The following is a 19,636-nucleotide window of genomic DNA, read 5'->3' on the forward strand; positions in this document are numbered from 1 at the left end:
ATAGAAAAGGAAGAAGTTTGTGAAAGAGATTGCTGCAGTTATAAAAGAACAATTTAAAAATGCGGGGATTATTTTTCGGATGTCCCGTTATGAAGATAAAGCAACCTATCAAAGTCACTATCTAGGTTTAGCTTGGCAGATTTTAAATCCCGCTATTCAAGTAGGAATCTATTACTTGGTTTTTGGTCTAGGCGTTAATCAAAACGGAAATGTTGACGGCGTACCATTTATTATCTGGATGTTGATTGGGATCACGGCATGGTTTTATATTAGTGCGTCAATCTTAGGAGCCTCGAATAGTATTCACCGACAAGTAGGAATGGTAGCGAAAATGAAGTTTCCAGTCAGTATTCTACCATCGATCAATATTATAAGTAATTTATCATCCTACATCCCTATGGTGGCAATCGTGGTAGGTTCGTTATTCATAGCTGGTGTGACGCCAAGTATCTATTGGTTACAATTTATTTATTACTTTCTTGCGATGATTGTTTTCTTATTTGCATTTGGTCTATTGAACGCCACAATAACAGTACTAGTTCGAGATTATCATATTTTCTTACAATCAGTACTTCGTTTATTATTCTATGTTTCAGGACCTATTTGGAATATCAATAATCGTAATTTACCAGATTGGCTAATTAAAGTGTTACATTTAAATCCAATTTACTATTTAATCGAAGGATTTCGTGATGCTTTCCTTTCTCGTGCATGGGTTTGGGAAAAAACAACTTATACACTTATCTTCTGGTGTCTAACTTTGATGCTTCTTATTTTAGGAAGCCATCTGCATATGAAGTTTCGTGCTCGTTTTGTGGATTATATTTAAAAAAGTGACTATTTGTGCTGCACTCTCTAACTTAGAGGGTGCACTTTATTTTTGTTTTATTTTTGTTTATTTCAAAGAAGTTACGGAAGGATTAAATATGAAGTTGATGCATGATAGCGATTGCTGAAAGATGCGTTTTGTGGGAAAATTTATTTGATGAGTGAATTTTTACTGGTGAGGTGTAAGATGCGGAGATATCAAAAGGTAATTTTAGGTATTTTAGTCGTGTTAGTGGTTGGAATCATTGGAGTAACGATCTACGGGATGCAGGTTTATCAAGAGACGAATGCCACTTTTAATCAAATCTCTCACGCTGTTGATCGGAAAACAGACAAACGAGAGGAAGCGATCAGCATTGAAGATCGAGATCCGTTTTCCATTTTGCTAATGGGAATCGACACTGGGGCTTTAGGGCGAACCGAACAAGGTCGTTCGGATAGTATGATGGTGGTGACGGTCAATCCAGAAAAAAAACAGTCAACGATCATTAGCCTTGACCGTGATATTTATACACAAATCGTTGGGTACAATACGATCGATAAGCTGAATCATGCTTATGCTTTTGGTGGGGAGGCCATGGCCATGGATTCTGTTGAAAATCTTTTGGACATTCCTATCGACCATTATGTGACGATCAATATGCAGGGTATGCGGGATCTGATTGATGCAGTTGGGGGCATCGAGGTGACAAATGCTATCGATTTTACTTTAGAAGGTGTTCATGTCCCTGAAGGGCAAATTACTTTAGATGGTAAGACAGGTTTGGCTTATGCAAGAATGCGAAAACAAGATCCGGAAGGGGATATCGGTCGCCAAATACGGCAAAGAGAAGTGGTTACGAAAATTCTTCAAAAAGTTATGAGTCTGGATGGTATCAGTAATTACCAAAAGATTCTTAAGGCGGTTGAAAAGAATTCGAAGACGGATCTTACGTGGGATGATATGATGGACATCGGTACCAATTATATCCCTGCTTTTACGACCATCAAACAAGAGCAACTCCAAGGAGAAGGGCAACTGATTGGTGGAGTGTATTATCAGTTATTGGGGACGAATCAGTTGTTGCATACGCAAAATTTATTAAAGGAGCAGTTGCAGCTTCCGACGAACGATGGTTTGACCCAAGGCGACGAATTTACTAACGGATCGCCTAATTATCAGTTATACGACGACAGCCTGACCTTTTCAGAAGAAAACTCAACAACTGGAGAGTAGCTAGTTTCTTTAGAAGCCTAAAAAGTAGGATGACCGAAAGTCCTCCTGCTTTTTAGTTTTCCACAAAAGCACCAACGAAAATCTTGTTTCACGAAACCATCAAATGAAAAAACATAAGAAAGCTTAAAAAAACAATTTTTTCATGAAAGAATGAAAATGAAACAATCAAACTGTGAAACATTTACTCGGATTCACGCCAATTTTTATAGTTTTTTCTAAGGATTAATGGATATTTTTTGTTTTTTCTGTTTCGAATCGAATTTTTTGGTAAAATAGGACAGTAGTCATTATAGATTGGAAGGATAGATGAGATGAAGAATTTGAAAGATAAAGTTGTCCAAGGGATACGCAAGGGGCCAGAAGAACCAAAGGCTAAATCGTATCGCAAATCTCATGTTCCATTTCGATTGAACTTTTTGTTTTTTATTATTTTTGCTTTGTTTGTGTCCTTGATCGTTCAATTAGGCTATCTACAGATCGTCAATGGCGACAATATTGAGCAGCAGTTGAAAGCTTCATCTGTAGTGGAAGTCAAAGGAAGCGCCCCTCGGGGAATGATCTATGACGCTTCTGGAAAAGCGCTGGTGGAAAATCAAGCCAATGCAGCAATCACATTTACCCGCGGAAACAAAATGACCGCTCAAGATTTATTAGAAACGGCCAAAAAATTGAGCGAGTTGATCGAAGTACCTGTGGACAAAAACTTGTCTGATCGTGATCTTAAGGACTTTTGGCTGGCCGATGAAGAAAATTTTGAAGCAGCAACTGACCGATTGAGTGATGAAGAGCGTTCTTTAGGTACTTCTGAACAATATGCGGCAACCGTTGATAAAGTGACAGAAGATGAAATCAATTTCTCTGATGCAGAATTAGAAGCAGCCACGATTTTTAAGCGGATGAATAGCGCCCAATCTTTGAGTACGGTCTTTATTAAGACGTCGGATGTGTCTGACCGTGAATTAGCTGTTGTCGCTGAAAATATGGTTGATTTACCGGGAATCTCCACGGGGACTGATTGGACGAGAAACATCGTTGAAGGAAGTTCTCTGGCTAGTTTGATCGGAACGGTGACTAGTGAAGAACAAGGAATTCCGGAAGAAGTTTTGGATGAATTTTTAGAAAAAGGCTATGCTCGTAATGATCGCGTTGGACGTAGTTATTTAGAGCAGCAGTATGAAGAAGTCTTACAAGGCACAAAATCCATTTCCGAGATTTCCCTTGATAACAATAATAATATTGAAAGTCAAAAAGAAACCTTTGCTGGGGCAAAAGGGGATAACCTTGTATTAACATTAGATGCTGAGTTTCAAGCGAGAGTTGATAAAATCTTGCAAGACAATTTCCAAAAACTGATTGATTCTGGGGCAGCAGAATATTCTCCAGGGGTTTACGCAGTGGCGTTAAATCCAAAAACCGGCGGCGTTTTGTCAATGTCCGGCTATCATCATGATACAGGTTCAAATGAATTGCAGGAAAATGCCATTGGTACCTTCATTAATTCCTTTGTACCAGGGTCCGTTGTCAAAGCAGGGACTTTGGCTGCCGGCTGGGAAAATGGGGTCTTAAACGGCAATGAAGTGTTATTGGATCAACCAATCAGAATTGGCTCCGATGTAAAAGCCTCAATTTTCAACCCAACTGGGGCAAATAATCGTAACCTTTCTGCGGAGCAGGCGTTGGAAGTTTCTTCTAACTCCTATATGATGCAAGTCGCTTTACGTTTGATGGGCATCAATTATCAGTCAGGTATCTCGATTCCAACAGTGGATCGTCAAGGGGATGTCTATGAAAAACTACGTTCGTCTTTTGCCTCTTTTGGTATGGGAACTGAAACTGGGATCGATTTACCAGGAGAAGCGACTGGTATCAGCACATCGATCGATAACATGGACCCGGTCAGTGATGGTGGGAAGATCCTTGACTTGGCTTTTGGTCAGTTTGATACCTATACCACGTTGCAACTGGCACAATATGCAGCAACTGTTGCTAATGGTGGCAAAAGATTGCAGCCTCATATCGTCGACGGTATTTACGGCAATGATGAAACTGGCGGTCTTGGCTCACTGATTGAAGAGATCGAACCAACGGTATTGAATGAAGTTGGTTTAACAGATGCTCAAATGCAAATTGTTCAAAATGGATTTTATGATGCAGTCCATGGAACGGATGCTTGGGCAACTGCCAAAGGCTTGGCTTCTGCGAAAATGGAGGTCTCTGCCAAAACAGGTACTGCCGAAACACCAATTGTGGATAGTAATGGCAATACCATCAGCTTAGTTAACCTAAACATCGTTGCCTACGGGCCAAGCAGTGATGCGGATATTGCGATTGCGATCGTAATGCCTCAATTAAAAGGCGACACAGATACCCATCCAAATATTCAAATCGCCAAAGAGATCATGGATGCTTACTACGACTTATATATGAAATAAGCATAAAAAATCGCAGTGAAGACTGCGGTTTTTTTGTTTTATAAGAAAACTGATAGAAAACCAACATTTAGTGAGAAAGACTTGCTATTTTTGAATGATTGGCTTAGAATACTAGCGGTCAAGAGATAATTTTGATTTGCACGTTAAATAAAAAGATAAACTGATGATAAAAGGGGTAAAAAACGTAATTATGAACAAGGAATGTTTAAGTAAGCAAGAACTAATGAAGCAGTTGGGACAATTTACACCAGCTGAAAAAAAGGAGATTCGGGATTATTTGCAACGGAAAAATCCATTGCTTTTCCGAAAATTTGAACGAATGAAACACGATTTATATCGCTTGGAATCACGGCGTGTCCAATGCGAGATTGAAAATAACGAAAAGGAGTTAGGTCTTCTAAACGACAAGATCCTTTTAAAAAAAGAAGATTTTCTTGAGCTGTTATTAGCCATTCGAAAGAAAAGAGGGTAATGGATGGAATTTATTGAACTCGTCATTATCATTGCAATTCTTGTCACATTATCAAATGTGGCGAGCAAAATATTGCCCTCAGTACCGATCTTTTTTATTCAAATCATCTTAGGAATTTTATTAGGTCTTACAGAAATGGGTCAAGAGATCGCCTTTGAACCGGAAATGTTTTTAGTAATGATCATTGGTCCATTGCTATTTCGAGAAGGGGAACGAGCAGATGTACCTGAGATCCTAAAAAACAGCAAGATCGTGCTGTTTTTGGCTTTTGGTGGCGTTTTAATGACGCTGTTTGCGGTCGGCGGAACCCTCCATTGGTTGATGCCGACGATACCTCTGGCTGCTTGCTTCGCTTTCGGGGCTGCGTTAGGACCAACTGATGCGGTGGCAGTCTCCTCATTAGCAAAGCGTTTGAAAATTTCCAAAAACATTATGCATATTCTTGAAGGCGAGGGCTTACTGAACGATGCTTCGGGGGTTACCGCATTACAGTTTGCTATCGTGGCTTTGACTACCGGGAGTTTTTCAGCAGCCAACGCAGGCTTCCAACTTCTTTTCTCTAGTATCGGTGGCGGGCTTGTCGGTTACTTGATCGTGTGGCTGAAACGCCGGATTTTACGTTTTATTGAAAAAATCTCGGCACAAGATGTCACAGTATACTTATTGATTGAACTGCTCTTGCCATTTGCTGCCTATTTGCTGGCAGAAATGATTGGCGTCTCAGGGATTATCGCAGCAGTTGTGGCAGGTGTAGCCCAAGCCCAAAGAAAACGCCGGATCTCGTTGTTTGATGCAGAATTAGCGAACATTTCGGAAAGCACGTGGTCGACCATTGTCTTTACATTGAACGCACTAGTGTTTCTCTTTCTAGGGATCGAGTTGTCACAAGTCTTTTCACCGATCTGGGAAAGCAAAAACTATGCAAACTGGCATCTAGTCATCACGATTTTAGTCGTCACAGCGGTGATTTTCCTCGTACGATTTATCTTTTTGCTATTTTATTATTGGTTCTTACAGTCAAAAAAACAAGTATCCATGAATCAAGTCGCCTTGTTGACCTTTGGTGGCGTCAAGGGAACAGTCAGTTTGGCAGCCATCTTCATTTTACCGGTGATGGTGCATGATACACCGTTTCAGGAACGGAGCTTGCTCCTGTTTTTGACCGCCTGTGTAATTTTGCTGACATTGATCATCAGCGTGATGGTCTTACCTTATTTGGCAGATGGTGAAGCTGCCGAAAGTGTCGACTTCAATCACTTGCTGATCTTAGAAGACGTCATCGAACAATTGGAAGCAGAAGAAAAACAAGAGCTTTCTGATAAAGGTCGCTTAGCGATCGATGCTGTCATCAATTCCTATGAAAATCGTCGTTGGGAATTGTATCGCAATAGTTTGACTGATTCAGAAAAACAAGAAATCCAAGAAATTCAAGGATTGATCTTATCGATCGAACAAGACGGCTTGGATGAAGCTTATCGAAATGGGAAAGTCAGCCTAAATGGCTATCGTTTTTATTCACGCTTTATTTCTCAGCAGCAGCATTCCCTCGCAAAACAAATTCTCTCATTCTTTAGTTTTTGGCTCTTCTTTATTCAGCGTTTTATTCGTGTACTGATCCATCCACGTTTGTTTTTACAGCGGCAGCAGCAACTGAAAGATGCCTTGAAACAACGAGACATTTCTGAAGTACAAAAAATCTACTTAAAAAACAGCGAATACATTTTTCACAGTTTGAGCAATTTAGAAGATGTTTATGATTCCTCGCTGATCAATTTCTTTATTCGTCAACGAGAAATGAGCATCAAACGGTTTGAACATAGCAATTTCATTGAAACGATCATGATTGAGCAAGACCCGATTTTTGTTAAGAAAGTCCTTTGGGGCTATTATCTTGAGCGCAAGACGATCGATGAATATGAAGTGGCAGAGAAGATTTCAACGATTTCTGCAAATGAGTACCGACGCAATGTCAATCTGTTAGAATCGTATGCGATGTCTCGAGCGGAAGAACAACCGAAACAGCGGATGTTCCGCCGATAATATGTCTCAAAAGGCGCGCAACTTGATGCACGTTTTATGGAGTGTCTCCGTCAGGTTATTCCTAAAAGATGATCAACATCGATGATCAGAGGGAATAAACTGACGAAGGCATTCTTTTTTATTGCAAAAACTGCTCCTTTCTCTCATCGTTTCCTCGGATGAAATGTGGTACAATGAGCGAAGAAAAAACTCAGGAGGGATTCTGTGAAAGAATTAAAAGTAAGTGAATTAACCAAAACTTACGGTGAAAAAACACTGTTTGATCAGCTTTCTTTTCTGATACATGAAAAAGATCGGATCGGTTTGATCGGTGTCAATGGCACCGGGAAATCAAGTTTGCTGCGAATCTTAGCAGGTTTGGATCGTGGAGATGGTGATCGCCAAACTGTTTTTGCTAGTCAAGATTATCGAATTGGCTTTTTAGCGCAAGACAATCAGCTACAAGAAGAATTATCCGTTGTAGATGCTGTTTTTCAAGGGACCAGTCCGCTGATCCGCGTTGTTCGCGACTATGAAAAAGCGCTGATTGCTTTAGAAAATAATGGTATGGATCAACAAACGCAGCGCAATTATCAATTGGCAGAAGAAGCGATGAATAAAGCGGATGCTTGGAACACAGATACAACAGCCAAAATTATCCTCCAAAAACTTGGGATCAGTGATTTAAAGAAAAAGGTCAGTGAGTTATCTGGAGGTCAAAAGAAACGAGTGGCTATGGCTCAAGTATTGATCGATGAGCCAGACCTGTTGTTATTGGATGAACCGACTAACCACTTAGATTATGATGCGATCCAATGGTTGGAAGGCTATCTAAAAAATTATCGGGGTGCGTTATTGATGGTGACCCACGATCGCTACTTTTTGGATCGAGTCGTTAACCGGATCTTTGAATTGTCCTTTGGCAAGCTGCATGAATATCAAGGCAATTACGAGACGTATCTTCATGCTCGAGCAGAACGAGAACGAGTGGAGGAGACGCAAGAAGACAAGCGCAAGCAGTTATACAAACATGAGTTGGCTTGGATTCGCACCGGAGCGAAGGCCCGTACAACGAAACAACAGGCACGGATCGATCGTTTCGATGATTTAAAAGAAAACCTACATCAAGTAAAACGGAACGGCGAAGTGGCCATTGATGTTGCTACGACACGCTTAGGCAAACAAGTCTTAGCGCTAAAAGATGCGAGTTTCCAGATTGAAAACAAAACGATTTTGTCTCACTTTGATCTGTTGATTCAATCAAGAGAACGCTTAGGGATCACAGGAGAAAACGGTGCGGGCAAATCTACGTTGCTCAATATTTTAGCTGGTCGCCTGCCTTTAGAAGAAGGGGAGCGGACGATTGGCGTGACTGTGAAAATGGCTTATTATACGCAAACGATTGAAGCGATGAACCCTGATCAGCGAATGATTGCTTATTTGCAAGAAGCAGCCGAGGAAGTGCAAAAAGTGGATGGCTCACAAGTCAGTGTCGCAGAAATGCTGGAACAGTTTTTGTTTCCGCGATCCATGCACGGCACTAAGATCGGCAAGCTGTCTGGCGGGGAAAAACGACGCCTATTTTTGCTCAAGCTATTGATTGGGCAGCCAAATGTTCTCTTGTTAGATGAACCGACCAACGATTTGGATATTGATACCCTGACGATTTTGGAAAATTATTTGGAAACATTCCCAGGTGCAGTAATCACTGTTTCCCATGACCGCTACTTTTTAGATAAAGTTGCCCAAAAATTGCTGATCTTCGAAGGAGACGGCAGGATTAAGTCCTACTTTGGTTCCATTAATGAGTACCTAGCAGCCAATACCAATAAAGCTAGTTCAAGTGTACTAGAGCCAAAAGAATCAAAAAACGATTCACTTTCTCCTGATAGTGAGGAGTCTGCTGCAGCGCCTGTCAAAAAGAAACTGAGTTATATGGAACAAAAAGAGTGGGCGACAATTGAAGATGATATCGCGGCGTTAGAAGAAAAAGCTGCCGCTTTGACTGAAGAGATGAATCATCAAGGAGCTGACTTTACCAAGCTCCAAAAATTACAGCAAGAAATCAGCGAGGTTGAAACGCAACTTGCAGAAAAAATGGATCGTTGGGAATATTTGAGCGAGTTTGTGTAGAGTAAAGGAGAGAACGATGGAACAAGCATATTTAGATCTAGGAAGAAAAATATTAGCAGAAGGCAATGATAAAAGTGATCGTACAGGAACGGGAACACGCAGTGTCTTTGGTCACCAAATGCGTTTTGATCTGTCCCAAGGCTTTCCATTGTTGACAACCAAGAGAGTTCCTTTTGGCTTGATCAAAAGCGAATTATTGTGGTTTCTAAAAGGAGATACCAACATTCGTTATCTCCTAGAACATAATAACCACATTTGGGATGAATGGGCGTTTGAGCGCTATATTAAAAGTGATGCTTACACAGGTCCTGACATGACGGACTTTGGCCGTCGTTCCCTAGTGGATGAAGCTTTCAACGAACAGTACCAACACGAGTTGAAACAGTTTTGTGAAAAAATCTTATCTGATGATACTTTCGCTGAAGCCTTCGGCGATTTGGGACACGTTTATGGGTACCAATGGCGCCATTGGGAAAAAAGTACGGGCGGGTTTATCGATCAAATCAAAGAAGTGATCGACATGATCAAGACGACGCCAGATTCTCGTCGTTTGATCGTCTCTGCTTGGAATCCAGAAGATGTACCGACGATGGCGTTGCCCCCTTGTCACACGATGTTTCAATTTTATGTTCATGATGGTCGCTTAAGCTGTCAGTTATATCAACGCAGTGCCGATGTCTTTTTAGGCGTTCCCTTTAATATTGCTAGTTATGCGCTATTAACGCACCTGATTGCTCATGAAACTGGACTAGAAGTCGGAGATTTTATCCATACATTAGGTGATGCTCATCTGTACAGTAATCATATAGAACAGATGAAGGAACAGTTGACTCGTTCAGTACGTCCGGCGCCAAGCTTACAGTTAAATCCTGAAAAACAGTCAATCTTTGATTTTGAAATGGAAGATATTACCCTGGCAGGGTATGATCCGCATCCAACAATCAAAGCACCGATCGCAGTTTAAGTGGTTGTTTGGTTTCATTTCATAAAGAAAGGAATGAGGCGTAATGGAAAATACCCAGAAACGAGGCTTTGCGGCGACCTTTCATCAGAGACATGCTGGATCGATTCATGCATTGCTCATTGATCAATGCATTGATTTCTTGCATCAGCACTATGATACAGTTTGGCTATCCGTATCCGAGGAAACTGTGCCGGAGCTAAAAGAAGCCATTCGATCAAATCAGCAGTGCACTGCCCTTTTTATACCAGCTAAAGGGGCGGCGGATGCCCGCAGAAGGCTTATTTTTGCGGCACAGCATACTTTACCAATGCTGGATTCATTGCATATTTGTGATTTTGATCGCGTAGTGACTTGGATCGAGACGTATCCAGAAGAACTTGTGGCAATAAGCAAACAGCCGTTACCAGAGAATACGTATTGTATCCTAGGGCGAACTGCAAGGGCGTTTGCGAGTCATCCGCAAACGTGGCAAAGAACGGAGCGCTTGATCAACGAGATCGCAGCTGACTTTTTTCAAATACAAGAAATTGATGTCGCAGCTGGTAGTGCTCTCTTTCCTATCTCCCTGATACCGACCTTACTGAAAAACAACAACGCGCGTTTAAACGATGGGGAATGGCCGAGAAATGTCCAAAGAAGCGGCGGCACAATTGTTTACCAAGCCTGTGATGGCTTGCGCTTTGATGAACGCAACAAAGATCCATTTGAGCATGAATCAGCTTTTCAGCTGATGCAGCGGCTGCAGGTTGCTGCTACTATTTCTGAATCATTTTATACAGAAGGGATGTAATTTTTATGTTGATCGCACTTTGGGCACAAGATCAAAAGGGTTTGATCGGAGCGGATGGCACGTTGCCGTGGCATTTGCCAAATGATTTGAAATTTTTTAAAGAGCAAACCATCAATAATACGATTATAATGGGGCGCAAAACCTTTGAAGGAATGGGAAAAAGATTACTGCCGCAGCGTACGACGATCGTTTTGACAAGTGATCCACACTATCAAGCCAACGGCGCGTTAGTGATGCATGACCGAGAGGAAATCTTAGCGTATGTGAAGCAACAAGAGCATCCCGTTTTTTTAACTGGTGGAGCGGGTGTTTTTGAAGCGATGATTGACGATTGCGATCAATTGTACCGTACAGTGATCGATGCGGAATTTAACGGAGATGTGTATTTCCCAGAGATTGATTGGACGCAATGGAAACTTGATCATGTGATCGATGGGATCGTCGATGAAAAGAACCGTTACCCCCATCAATTTGAATTTTATCATAGAAAATAAAAGAACAGGAAGCTTTCTGCAGCGAAAGTTTCCTGTTCTTTGTTTGTAAGCAATGCTTCATTTTTAGGTATACAACAAGACGGAGAAGTACATCAGTCCAGCACCTAACATAACGAATAAGTGCCAAACCACATGCATGAATCGAACGGATTTTAAACTATAGAATAGCGCACCTACAGTATAAGAAACACCACCGCTTGCTAGTAAAAATGTTCCCCAGTAGCCTAAATGTTCGATCAGAGGTTTGAAGGCGACGACACATAGCCAGCCCATGATGATGTAGATCAGGGTGGAGATTTTTGAGACAGTCTCTTTTTTATGAAGAGTCAGTGACTTATAAACGATGCCGCTAATTGCTAGTAGCCAAATCAAGACAAAGAGTGACCAGCCAAGCCAGCCTTGGATACTAAGCAAGCAAAAAGGTGTATAGCTTCCGGCGATCAGCAAGAAAATGGAGGCATGATCAAAGACTTGGAAGACCTTTTTTGCTTTGGTAAAAATCAAACTGTGAAATAAGGTAGAAAAGAGGAAGAGCAAAATCATCATCGACCCATAAATGGCATAGGAAACGATGTGGATAGGTGACCCTAGATTTGCCCCCTTGATTAAGAGGATGACCAGTCCTGCGATACTCAGTCCTAATCCGATCCCGTGGGTTACTGCATTTAATACTTCATTGACGATCAAATATCTGCGACTAAACTTCATGTGCTGCATTCGGCACCGTCCTTTCGAATCGAAATTAGATGAAAAAAAATTTTCTCTCTGTTATACTTAGTATAAATGGTCTGTGGTTATTTTACCACGAAAAAAGACTTGATTTAAAGAGAGAGTGAATATATGATGGCAAATCTTAAAATTGTGACAGATTCTTCCAGTACGATGGAACCAAGTGTCCGTGATGCTTTGGCTATCCATGTCGTGCCTTTATCTGTAATGATCGATGGTGTCGTTTATCCAGATGATGAAACGCTGCCGGGAGAAAAATTTATGCAAATGATGGCGCAAGCCAAAGAATTACCTAAAACTAGCCAGCCGCCGATCGGTCATTTTGTAGAACTATATGATGAATTAGGCAAAGATGGCAGTGAAATACTATCGATTCATATGACCAAAGGGCTTAGCGGAACCGTGGAAGCGGCTCGTCAAGCCAGTCATCTATCAAAAGCCAAAGTCACTGTGATCGATAGTGACACGACAGACCAAGCGTTGGCTTTTCAAGTGATTCGGGCAGCAGAATTGGCTAAAGCCGGTAAGACACTAGAAGAAGTTTTACCAGAGGTGGATTTGGTGCGGGAGCATACGAAATTATTTATCGGCGTTTCAACGTTAGAAAACTTAGTAAAAGGCGGTCGTATCAGTCGTGCCAAAGGTCTTTTATCGAGTTTGCTGAACATGAAAGTGATTATGGATTTTGATCATTCAGAACTGATTCCAGTCGTCAAAGGACGTGGTGTCAAGACCTTCAATAAATGGTTTGAAGAGTTAAAAGCTGAACTGAAGAGTATGCCTAAAGTGACGAAAATTGGTATTTCTCATGCTGAAGGGTTAGAAATCACAGAACGTTTCCAAAAGGAATTAGCGGAACTATTCCCCGAGTTGGATATCCCCTTGTTGCACACGACACCGATCATCGCCACTCACACAGGTAAAGGTGCCTTTGCGATTACTTATAGTACGGAATAAAAAAGCATGTTTTCTTTCAGCGATTCGTTTAATGACGAATCGCTTTTTGGCGTATGACAAGCTGTCAGGAAGAAAAAACAAAAAAAGAAGCTGCTGTTGCTTGTCGACTCTTTGGCAGGTAGCTGTTTTCTTTCTTAAGTTTGAAGGATTGCGACTAGGAATTTTATGAGAATTTTGTTAAAATAGCAAAGATTACAAAGGAGTTTGAATACCTGTGAAATGGAAGAAATTAGTAACTTATCTACTCGTTGTGGGATTGATAGCTATTGGAACTGGCTTACTGTTTCATTTTACTGTTCCCAAAGCCCAACCATTGCTGACCCCTGTGGACAAGCTAGCAGCCAATGATTCAAAAAAATCCGCCATTGAATATCTCGCTCTTGGGGATTCCTTGACAGAAGGGGTTGGTGATGAAACAGCTCGTGGTGGCTTTGTGCCCATTTTGGCTGGGGATCTAGAGGATCGCTATGATTTGAGCAATTTGGTAACTAAAAATTATGGGGTCGCTGGTGAAAGAAGCGATCAGATTTTAAAGCGAGTGAAAAACGATGAAGACTTACGCCAAGATCTTAGTCAAGCGGATTTGATTACCTTGACTGTCGGCGGTAACGACGTACTAAAAGTGATTCAGAGCAATTTCTTCGGCTTGAGCATTGAGACGTTTACGGAACCGATGGAAGATTACCAGGAACGTTTAAAAGACTTGTTTGCTCAAATCCGCGATTTGAATAGTGATGCACCAATCTATGTCTTGGGCATCTACAATCCATTTTATCTGAATTTCCCAGAAATCACGGATATGCAGACGATCATTGATAACTGGAATAAACAAACGGAAACGTTCGTCAATCAGCAAGACAATGCCTTTTTTATTCCTATCAACGATTTGCTCTATAAAGGGTTAAGTGATGAGGTCGGTATTGCTGATACAGAAGAAGGAGAATCAGAGAAAACTGCCGAATCATCGGACACAGAACGCTTATCTGATTCATCGACGACAGCTTCGGACGAATCACAAAGCAGTACTTCAACGACAACTGACTCATCGCAAACTGTCGGGAATAATATCACAAACAATGTTTTGTATGAAGGCGATCGCTTCCATCCCAATAATCTTGGGTATCAACTGATGGCGAATGCCGTTCGCGATGAAGTGATCAAAACGCAAAATTATTGGTTGCTAGAGGAGGAAGCAAAATGAAACCAAGCGAATCAACGAAGCAGCCGGAAAAAACAGCTGCAACGAAAAAAAAATCGATCAACTACTGGAAAATTGCTTTTCTAGTGTTGGTCGGTATCCTTTTAGGCACAACGGTTTTCTTTGCTTCAAGAATTTTTCAACAGCGAGAAACCGGCTTAAATGAAAGTGCTGAACTTGTTCAACGGGAGGGCAGTCCTGTTCTGACCGTTAACAGCAACAAGAGCCAGGTCAACCAATTGATTGATTTTTATCTGTCAGATTTTCAAAAAGATCAAGAGGTCAAGTATAATTTTGAGCTAAGAAATGAGGCATTGTTGACGGGAGAGTTTCAAGTATTAGGATTTCCTATCACCTTCTATCTCTATTTTGATCCTTACGTGACCGAAGAAGGTAACGTTCAATTGAAAGCCAAAAGCTTATCAATCGGCACCTTGGATCTGCCCACCAGTGAAGTAATGAAAATGATCAAACGTAGTTTTAAATTTCCTGACTGGATCGATGTCAATGCCGATGAACAAATCATTTTGATACGTTTGGATCAATTCCGTATGCAAAATGGCTTGTTTATCAAAGCCAACAAAATCAATCTTGTGGATGATGAAATTCAAATGAGTTTATATTTACCAGCTGAAACGGAGGATGAATAATGGAACGAGCAATTTTTGCCGGTGGGTGCTTTTGGTGTATGATCCAACCCTTTGATGAATTAGAAGGGGTGCATTCAATTTTTTCCGGCTATACCGCAGGACATACCGAAAATCCAACCTATGAAGAAGTCAAAAGCCATCAAACAGGGCATACTGAAGCAGTGGAAATCATTTTTGATCCTGAAAAAATCAGTTATGAAGACCTTTTGACGATCTATTGGCAGCAAACGGATCCGACAGATGCTTTTGGTCAATTTGAAGATCGCGGCGACAATTATCGTCCGGCTATCTTCTATTTTAATGAAGAGCAGCGGAAAAAAGCCGAAGCCAGCAAAGAGGCGCTTCAGGCTTCCGGTCGATTTACCGATCCGATCGTGACCACGATCGAACCAGCCCAACCTTTTTATTTAGCGGAAGAAGAGCACCAAGAGTATTACAAAAAGAATCCTGAGAATTTTGCTCGCAATCATGCCCGTAGAGCAGCCTTTTTAGAAAATCATTGGGAGCAAGAACATGCGTAAAAGTTTTTATACCTATTTAATGGCAGTCAAAGGACCGAGTCATACAGATGAGGCCCAGATCTTTGCTACTCATGCAAGTCATGATATCCAGTTTCCGAAGCACAGCGATGACTATGATGAAGTCTCTTCTTATCTGGAACTAAATGTTGATTATTTGCCATCCATGGATATTTTTGATCGTATCTGGGCAGAGTATCTCGAAAATAACAAATAAAAAAACTATCCTTCGTTTTGTATGGTTGCATAAAATCCGCAGAACGGAGCTGTTTTTTCTCAGAGAGGTGTTGTGAATGAAAGGTTTAACGACGAGCCGATATATCGTTTCTCTCGTTTGTGTCGCAATTTTGTCAGGAGGCGGTGTCTATTTATGGCAAACGGCTCAGCAAAATCAGCAGACGGCGCAACCGGTGACAGAAACGACCACAGAAGCCAGCGGAATGGAGAAAATCCAGTCGCTATATGACCAGATCCTTGCGAATTATTACCAAGAAGTGGATGAGGATGCCTTGATAGAAGGTGCCCTTCAAGGGATGACTGATGCGCTAGATGATCCTTATACGACGTATTTGAACCAATCAGATGCGGATAGCTTAGAACAATCACTTTCTGGAAGTTTTGAAGGGATTGGTGCTACCTTGTCGATCGTTGAAGACTATCCAGAAGTCGCACAAGCGCCGATAAAAAATACGCCTGCTGAAAAAAGTGGTCTGCGGATCAATGACCGAATCGTTAAGGTAGACGGTGAAGATACGCAGGGACAGGAATTATCTGAAGTTGTGGGTAAGATTCGTGGTGAAAAAGGGACGAAAGTCACCTTAACGATTCAACGTGATCAGGACACCTTTGATGTGGAGATCACTCGTGATGTGATCCCAATCGAAACGGTCCATGGAGAAATTGCTGAAAATAATGACACAATCGGTCGTATCGATATTACTTCCTTTGGTGAAAACACAGCAGCTGAGTTGAAAGAAACCATCACCGAACTGCGAGAAGCCGGCGCAAAGTCGTTTGTCTTGGATTTAAGACAAAATCCTGGCGGACTGCTGGACCAAGTACAGATCATGGCAAGTATGTTTTTAGAAAACGGCCAAACGATCGTGAAGTTTGCCAACAATCAAGGGGTGGTCAGTGAGACCAAAGCGAGCGAAGCATTGGATGAAGGATTCAAAGTCACAGAGCCGGTCGTTGTTTTAGTCGACGGCGGCAGTGCCTCTGCATCGGAGATTTTTGCCGCAGCCTTGCAAGAATCAGCGGATATCCCAGTTGTTGGTACAGAAACCTTCGGCAAGGGAACCGTTCAGAACGTGAAAGATCTGGGGGATAATAGTGAATTAAAAATGACGGTCATGAAATGGCTGACACCGGATGAAAATTGGGTCAATGATCAAGGTGTGATGCCGGATTATGAAGAGGACTATCCAGAGTATGCGTATTTCCCGCCATTACCACGGGACAATGCCTTAAAAGCTGGACAATCATCAACGGCAGTCAATAACCTAAATCAATTTCTTAAAGCGTTAGGGTATGCCACTAGTGGTGATACCTTCAATGATGAGACGACAGCAGCAGTGAAGACTTTACAAGAGGCTCATGATTTAAAAGTGACTGGGGAAGTCGATGCAGACACTGCCCAAGCGATCGAAAAAGAAGTAACGGAGAAACTCAAAGCAGAGGACCCAGCATATTTAAAAGCACTGTCCTTGCTTTCTGAAGAATAAACTAAGTGAAAAATTGGAGAGGAGGCAGACGTGTGGAGGCGAAAAAATTCTGGGTTGATCGTTTTTGGCTAGTAGTGAAATATGCGTTGATCGCTTTTGCAACAGCATTCTTGATTCGGGCATTCTTGTTGATCCCAGTTCCTGTTGAAGGAAATTCGATGGAAGGAACCTTAAAACAAGGAGACATGGTGGTCATTGAGAAGATTTCGCCAATCCAACGTTTTGATGTCGTTGTTTTCCAGTTGCCGGATGGTTCGACCTATATCAAGCGGGTGATTGGCTTACCGGGTGAGTCAGTGAAATATGTCAATGATCAGCTTTACATTGATGATGAACCGGTAGATGAAGATTTTCTAGTGAAGAACCGCAGCAATGATCACGAGTCTGTCTCTTACACCAATGACTTTGATTTGGAATCTTTATTAGGTGTTGAGAAATTAGGGAAAGATAGTTACTTTGTCATTGGAGACAATCGACGTGCCTCCAAAGATAGCCGTTCCTTTGGACCAATATCAGGAGAGGCCATTTTAGGCAATGCTCGTTTTGTTTATTATCCATTGACTCATATTCGATTGATTTAGTCTGTGTAAAATCAATAAATAATTAAATAATGAATCCCCCCTTGGAATCATCCGTTGATTCCAAGGGGGGATTTTGTCTAGCTTTTTATTCTTTTTCCAAAGGGAAATGGTTAGCATCGAAAAAAGCGTTTGTTTAGTCACTAATTGCTGTTAATTTTTTTATTTTTTCATTAAAAGCATTCGATAGTTTCTGACATAAATTCGTTTCAAAATCACGATAGCGACAAAAATCAATGATCGCCGAGTTTTCTTCGGTTGTAAAAGGGGGTAAAAGCTGTGGTGAGCTCAAAATATAAAAGTCAAAAGGTTCTTCAGTTGGCAGCGTGATCCGTTCAATTTCAACGTAGGGCAACCGTTCACATATATTAAAAACTTCCATGGAAACCAAGTAGTTAGATACATAGACAAAAGCAACTTTAAGTTTATATTTTTGTTCCTTTTCAATGTAAATGGGATAAAGCAAACAGGCTTGATAAAAAGCAAGATCGGTATAACAGGTTTTTAACCACTCATAACCTTTACGATTTGCTATTTTACGCCAAAAACTTTGAATGGTATTTGTCAAAATCGTATGTAATGGGTATTTATCCTTAATGACATTTGCTTCGAAAAAATTTGAAAGGGGGACTTTTTGCTTAAATATACAGAACTTCAGCAACGTAAGATATGTATTCATATAAAGGAACGACTGATGGTCGAAGTCAAAATCACAGAGAAATTTTTGGCAATGTTCTTCAAACTCAGTCATCAGCTCTTTTAATTCTAGCTTTTCGTGATTGTAACAATCCGCTACAATCGGAAGACGCACATCTTTGGCAGAAGTCAGCATCGGCCAGTAATAAAAAAGAAAGAACAAAGAATTGATCTCAAGAATGTCTATTGCAGAATCAATGATCATAAAGAAAGCAGAGAAGAAATCAAGCTTTTCACCACTGGGGATAAATGATCGGTTCGTTAACTGATAAAGATTTGTCTTGTGACCATCCTTTAAACGAAACAGACAAATCTTGCAATGAAGTAAGGCTTCTTTTTTGCCAATTTCATACTTGCTTTTGTATTTCGTTCCTTCATAGGTAACAAAAAGCTCTTCGATCTCTTGGTCAAAGGCCTTCACCAAACTATCCCCTAAAGAAATGTGCCAGATAAAATTAAACAATAAGATGCGAATCACCATCTCTGAACCGATAAGCGTCATGGCGGATTGATTTAAGGTTACGTTGAATTCCTTTAAATGATCCTGAAGCTTTTTAGTTTGTCGGAAACAAGTCGAACGACTGATATAGTTTCTTTGGCAAAATGCCAGCAAACTTTCATCTTGATTGGTCAAGATACTTAACAACATTTTATAAGAAATACTTTCTTGGGCTAAAAACTGCTGATATTGATTGTATTCAATCAAATTTTTAGGGAGACTAAGGGTGTTTTTATGTAATGAAAGATTTACTGGGGAGAGGTTTTGCAGGTCCTCTTGGATCGAGGAAAGTAAACTTTTCAATCTCGTTGCACTTAAATGGGTCAGATTTTTCACGAACTCTATGTTGTATTCACCCGGAGCAATTGATAGTAGTTTTCCGTAGAGTCCGATTTTGTCTAATGCTCGGGTATCTAAGAGTATTTTTTCAATCAAATGATCACCTTCTTATTTTATTAATAACTTATTTATATTACTGTGTAAAGACACGTCTCAAAACTTTTGCTTTTTTTTAGAAAAACTGAGACAAATTTTTGCCAGAGCTGTCTCATAAAGAACAAAAATAGAAATCGCATGTGAAAAACGCTAGTTTTTTTTAGTTATTAAATAACGTTGGTTAATTGGTTCCACTTTGAAATAAAAAAACTTTTTTATTTATGAATAACTACAGATGCGTAAATTTTTCCTGTTTTTCAGAAAATAAAAAAAAGAGGTGTCTTTCGCTTCTTTCTTGTATCAT

At 40.8% G+C, this 19,636-nt stretch carries 18 protein-coding genes; 16 read left to right on the forward strand and 2 right to left on the reverse strand.

The features are described 5' to 3' along the window. Positions 1 to 19: 19 nt before the first annotated feature. The 9 genes from IGJ17_RS06100 to IGJ17_RS06140 all read left to right on the forward strand — a co-directional run bounded on the left by IGJ17_RS06100 (position 20) and on the right by IGJ17_RS06140 (position 11,348). Positions 20 to 829 carry an ABC transporter permease gene (locus IGJ17_RS06100; RefSeq protein ID WP_008379622.1) on the forward strand — a complete coding sequence of 270 codons (810 nt, stop codon included), beginning with the start codon at positions 20 to 22 and terminating at the stop codon, positions 827 to 829. A gap of 186 nt (positions 830 to 1,015) precedes the next feature. Continuing rightward, positions 1,016 to 2,044 carry an LCP family protein gene (locus IGJ17_RS06105; RefSeq protein WP_422705344.1) on the forward strand — a complete coding sequence of 343 codons (1,029 nt, stop codon included), beginning with the start codon at positions 1,016 to 1,018 and terminating at the stop codon, positions 2,042 to 2,044. A gap of 311 nt (positions 2,045 to 2,355) precedes the next feature. Further along, positions 2,356 to 4,476, forward strand: coding sequence for a peptidoglycan D,D-transpeptidase FtsI family protein (locus IGJ17_RS06110; RefSeq protein WP_086332221.1), 2,121 nt, complete (start codon positions 2,356 to 2,358; stop codon positions 4,474 to 4,476). A gap of 190 nt (positions 4,477 to 4,666) precedes the next feature. Then, positions 4,667 to 4,948, forward strand: coding sequence for a hypothetical protein (locus IGJ17_RS06115; protein ID WP_008379625.1), 282 nt, complete (start codon positions 4,667 to 4,669; stop codon positions 4,946 to 4,948). 3 nt (positions 4,949 to 4,951) lie between these two features. Next, positions 4,952 to 6,988 carry a cation:proton antiporter gene (locus tag IGJ17_RS06120; RefSeq protein ID WP_086317044.1) on the forward strand — a complete coding sequence of 679 codons (2,037 nt, stop codon included), beginning with the start codon at positions 4,952 to 4,954 and terminating at the stop codon, positions 6,986 to 6,988. A 204-nt stretch (positions 6,989 to 7,192) separates the two neighbouring features. Continuing rightward, on the forward strand, positions 7,193 to 9,100 hold the full coding sequence (locus IGJ17_RS06125; RefSeq protein ID WP_086332222.1) for an ABC-F family ATP-binding cassette domain-containing protein: 1,908 nt from the start codon (positions 7,193 to 7,195) through the stop codon (positions 9,098 to 9,100). A gap of 16 nt (positions 9,101 to 9,116) precedes the next feature. After that, on the forward strand, positions 9,117 to 10,064 hold the full coding sequence (locus IGJ17_RS06130) for a thymidylate synthase (protein ID WP_086317048.1): 948 nt from the start codon (positions 9,117 to 9,119) through the stop codon (positions 10,062 to 10,064). Positions 10,065 to 10,107: 43 nt separating this feature from the next. Continuing rightward, positions 10,108 to 10,854 (forward strand): hypothetical protein, encoded by a 747-nt coding sequence (locus tag IGJ17_RS06135; protein WP_429961161.1) that lies wholly within the window; start codon positions 10,108 to 10,110, stop codon positions 10,852 to 10,854. 5 nt (positions 10,855 to 10,859) lie between these two features. Further along, positions 10,860 to 11,348, forward strand: coding sequence for a dihydrofolate reductase (locus IGJ17_RS06140; protein ID WP_086299606.1), 489 nt, complete (start codon positions 10,860 to 10,862; stop codon positions 11,346 to 11,348). A gap of 63 nt (positions 11,349 to 11,411) precedes the next feature. Here the strand turns inward: IGJ17_RS06140 and trhA are convergent, their stop codons facing one another. Then, positions 11,412 to 12,065, reverse strand: a complete 654-nt coding sequence (gene trhA, locus IGJ17_RS06145) for a PAQR family membrane homeostasis protein TrhA (protein WP_005236874.1) — start codon at positions 12,063 to 12,065, stop codon at positions 11,412 to 11,414. 126 nt (positions 12,066 to 12,191) lie between these two features. On the opposite strand from trhA, the gene IGJ17_RS06150 reads away from it, so the two are divergent. The 7 genes from IGJ17_RS06150 (at position 12,192) to lepB (ending at position 17,705) form a co-directional block, all read left to right on the forward strand. Continuing rightward, positions 12,192 to 13,034 carry a DegV family protein gene (locus IGJ17_RS06150; RefSeq protein ID WP_034872242.1) on the forward strand — a complete coding sequence of 281 codons (843 nt, stop codon included), beginning with the start codon at positions 12,192 to 12,194 and terminating at the stop codon, positions 13,032 to 13,034. 214 nt (positions 13,035 to 13,248) lie between these two features. Next, positions 13,249 to 14,235: an SGNH/GDSL hydrolase family protein gene (locus tag IGJ17_RS06155; protein WP_086317054.1), complete on the forward strand. Its 987-nt coding sequence runs from the start codon at positions 13,249 to 13,251 to the stop codon at positions 14,233 to 14,235. Further along, positions 14,232 to 14,882 carry a YpmS family protein gene (locus IGJ17_RS06160; RefSeq protein WP_005236869.1) on the forward strand — a complete coding sequence of 217 codons (651 nt, stop codon included), beginning with the start codon at positions 14,232 to 14,234 and terminating at the stop codon, positions 14,880 to 14,882. Before IGJ17_RS06155 ends, IGJ17_RS06160 begins: the two co-directional genes overlap by 4 nt. Continuing rightward, on the forward strand, positions 14,882 to 15,403 hold the full coding sequence (msrA, locus tag IGJ17_RS06165; protein ID WP_008379644.1) for a peptide-methionine (S)-S-oxide reductase MsrA: 522 nt from the start codon (positions 14,882 to 14,884) through the stop codon (positions 15,401 to 15,403). The genes IGJ17_RS06160 and msrA overlap by 1 nt, the downstream gene beginning before the upstream one ends. Continuing rightward, positions 15,396 to 15,617, forward strand: coding sequence for a YozE family protein (locus IGJ17_RS06170; protein ID WP_005236867.1), 222 nt, complete (start codon positions 15,396 to 15,398; stop codon positions 15,615 to 15,617). The genes msrA and IGJ17_RS06170 overlap by 8 nt, the downstream gene beginning before the upstream one ends. 76 nt (positions 15,618 to 15,693) lie before the next feature. Beyond that, positions 15,694 to 17,124, forward strand: a complete 1,431-nt coding sequence (locus IGJ17_RS06175) for a S41 family peptidase (RefSeq protein WP_086332225.1) — start codon at positions 15,694 to 15,696, stop codon at positions 17,122 to 17,124. A gap of 32 nt (positions 17,125 to 17,156) precedes the next feature. Then, complete coding sequence (gene lepB / locus IGJ17_RS06180; RefSeq protein WP_086299602.1) at positions 17,157 to 17,705, forward strand: signal peptidase I; 549 nt, start codon at positions 17,157 to 17,159, stop codon at positions 17,703 to 17,705. Positions 17,706 to 17,838: 133 nt separating this feature from the next. Here lepB and IGJ17_RS06185 read toward each other — a convergent pair whose 3' ends face one another. Then, entirely contained in the window at positions 17,839 to 19,332 is a 1,494-nt protein-coding gene (locus IGJ17_RS06185) for a helix-turn-helix domain-containing protein (protein ID WP_005236849.1), read from the reverse strand. Between the last annotated feature and the right edge of the window lie 304 nt (positions 19,333 to 19,636).

This window comes from Enterococcus sp. DIV1096b (assembly GCF_050498765.1).
In the GTDB taxonomy this organism is placed as follows: domain Bacteria; phylum Bacillota; class Bacilli; order Lactobacillales; family Enterococcaceae; genus Enterococcus_D; species Enterococcus_D entomosocium.

Bases quoted from the DNA above. Each gene is read 5' to 3' on its own strand.
- IGJ17_RS06105 (WP_422705344.1), top strand. From the start codon at position 1,016: ATGCGGAGATATCAAAAGGTAATTTTAGGTATTTTAGTCGTGTTAGTG.
- IGJ17_RS06110 (WP_086332221.1), top strand. From the start codon at position 2,356: ATGAAGAATTTGAAAGATAAAGTTGTCCAAGGGATACGCAAGGGGCCA.
- IGJ17_RS06115 (WP_008379625.1), top strand. From the start codon at position 4,667: ATGAACAAGGAATGTTTAAGTAAGCAAGAACTAATGAAGCAGTTGGGA.
- IGJ17_RS06120 (WP_086317044.1), top strand. From the start codon at position 4,952: ATGGAATTTATTGAACTCGTCATTATCATTGCAATTCTTGTCACATTA.
- IGJ17_RS06130 (WP_086317048.1), top strand. From the start codon at position 9,117: ATGGAACAAGCATATTTAGATCTAGGAAGAAAAATATTAGCAGAAGGC.
- IGJ17_RS06135 (WP_429961161.1), top strand. From the start codon at position 10,108: ATGGAAAATACCCAGAAACGAGGCTTTGCGGCGACCTTTCATCAGAGA.
- IGJ17_RS06140 (WP_086299606.1), top strand. From the start codon at position 10,860: ATGTTGATCGCACTTTGGGCACAAGATCAAAAGGGTTTGATCGGAGCG.
- trhA (WP_005236874.1), bottom strand. From the start codon at position 12,065: ATGCAGCACATGAAGTTTAGTCGCAGATATTTGATCGTCAATGAAGTA.
- IGJ17_RS06150 (WP_034872242.1), top strand. From the start codon at position 12,192: ATGGCAAATCTTAAAATTGTGACAGATTCTTCCAGTACGATGGAACCA.
- IGJ17_RS06160 (WP_005236869.1), top strand. From the start codon at position 14,232: ATGAAACCAAGCGAATCAACGAAGCAGCCGGAAAAAACAGCTGCAACG.
- msrA (WP_008379644.1), top strand. From the start codon at position 14,882: ATGGAACGAGCAATTTTTGCCGGTGGGTGCTTTTGGTGTATGATCCAA.
- IGJ17_RS06170 (WP_005236867.1), top strand. From the start codon at position 15,396: ATGCGTAAAAGTTTTTATACCTATTTAATGGCAGTCAAAGGACCGAGT.
- IGJ17_RS06175 (WP_086332225.1), top strand. From the start codon at position 15,694: ATGAAAGGTTTAACGACGAGCCGATATATCGTTTCTCTCGTTTGTGTC.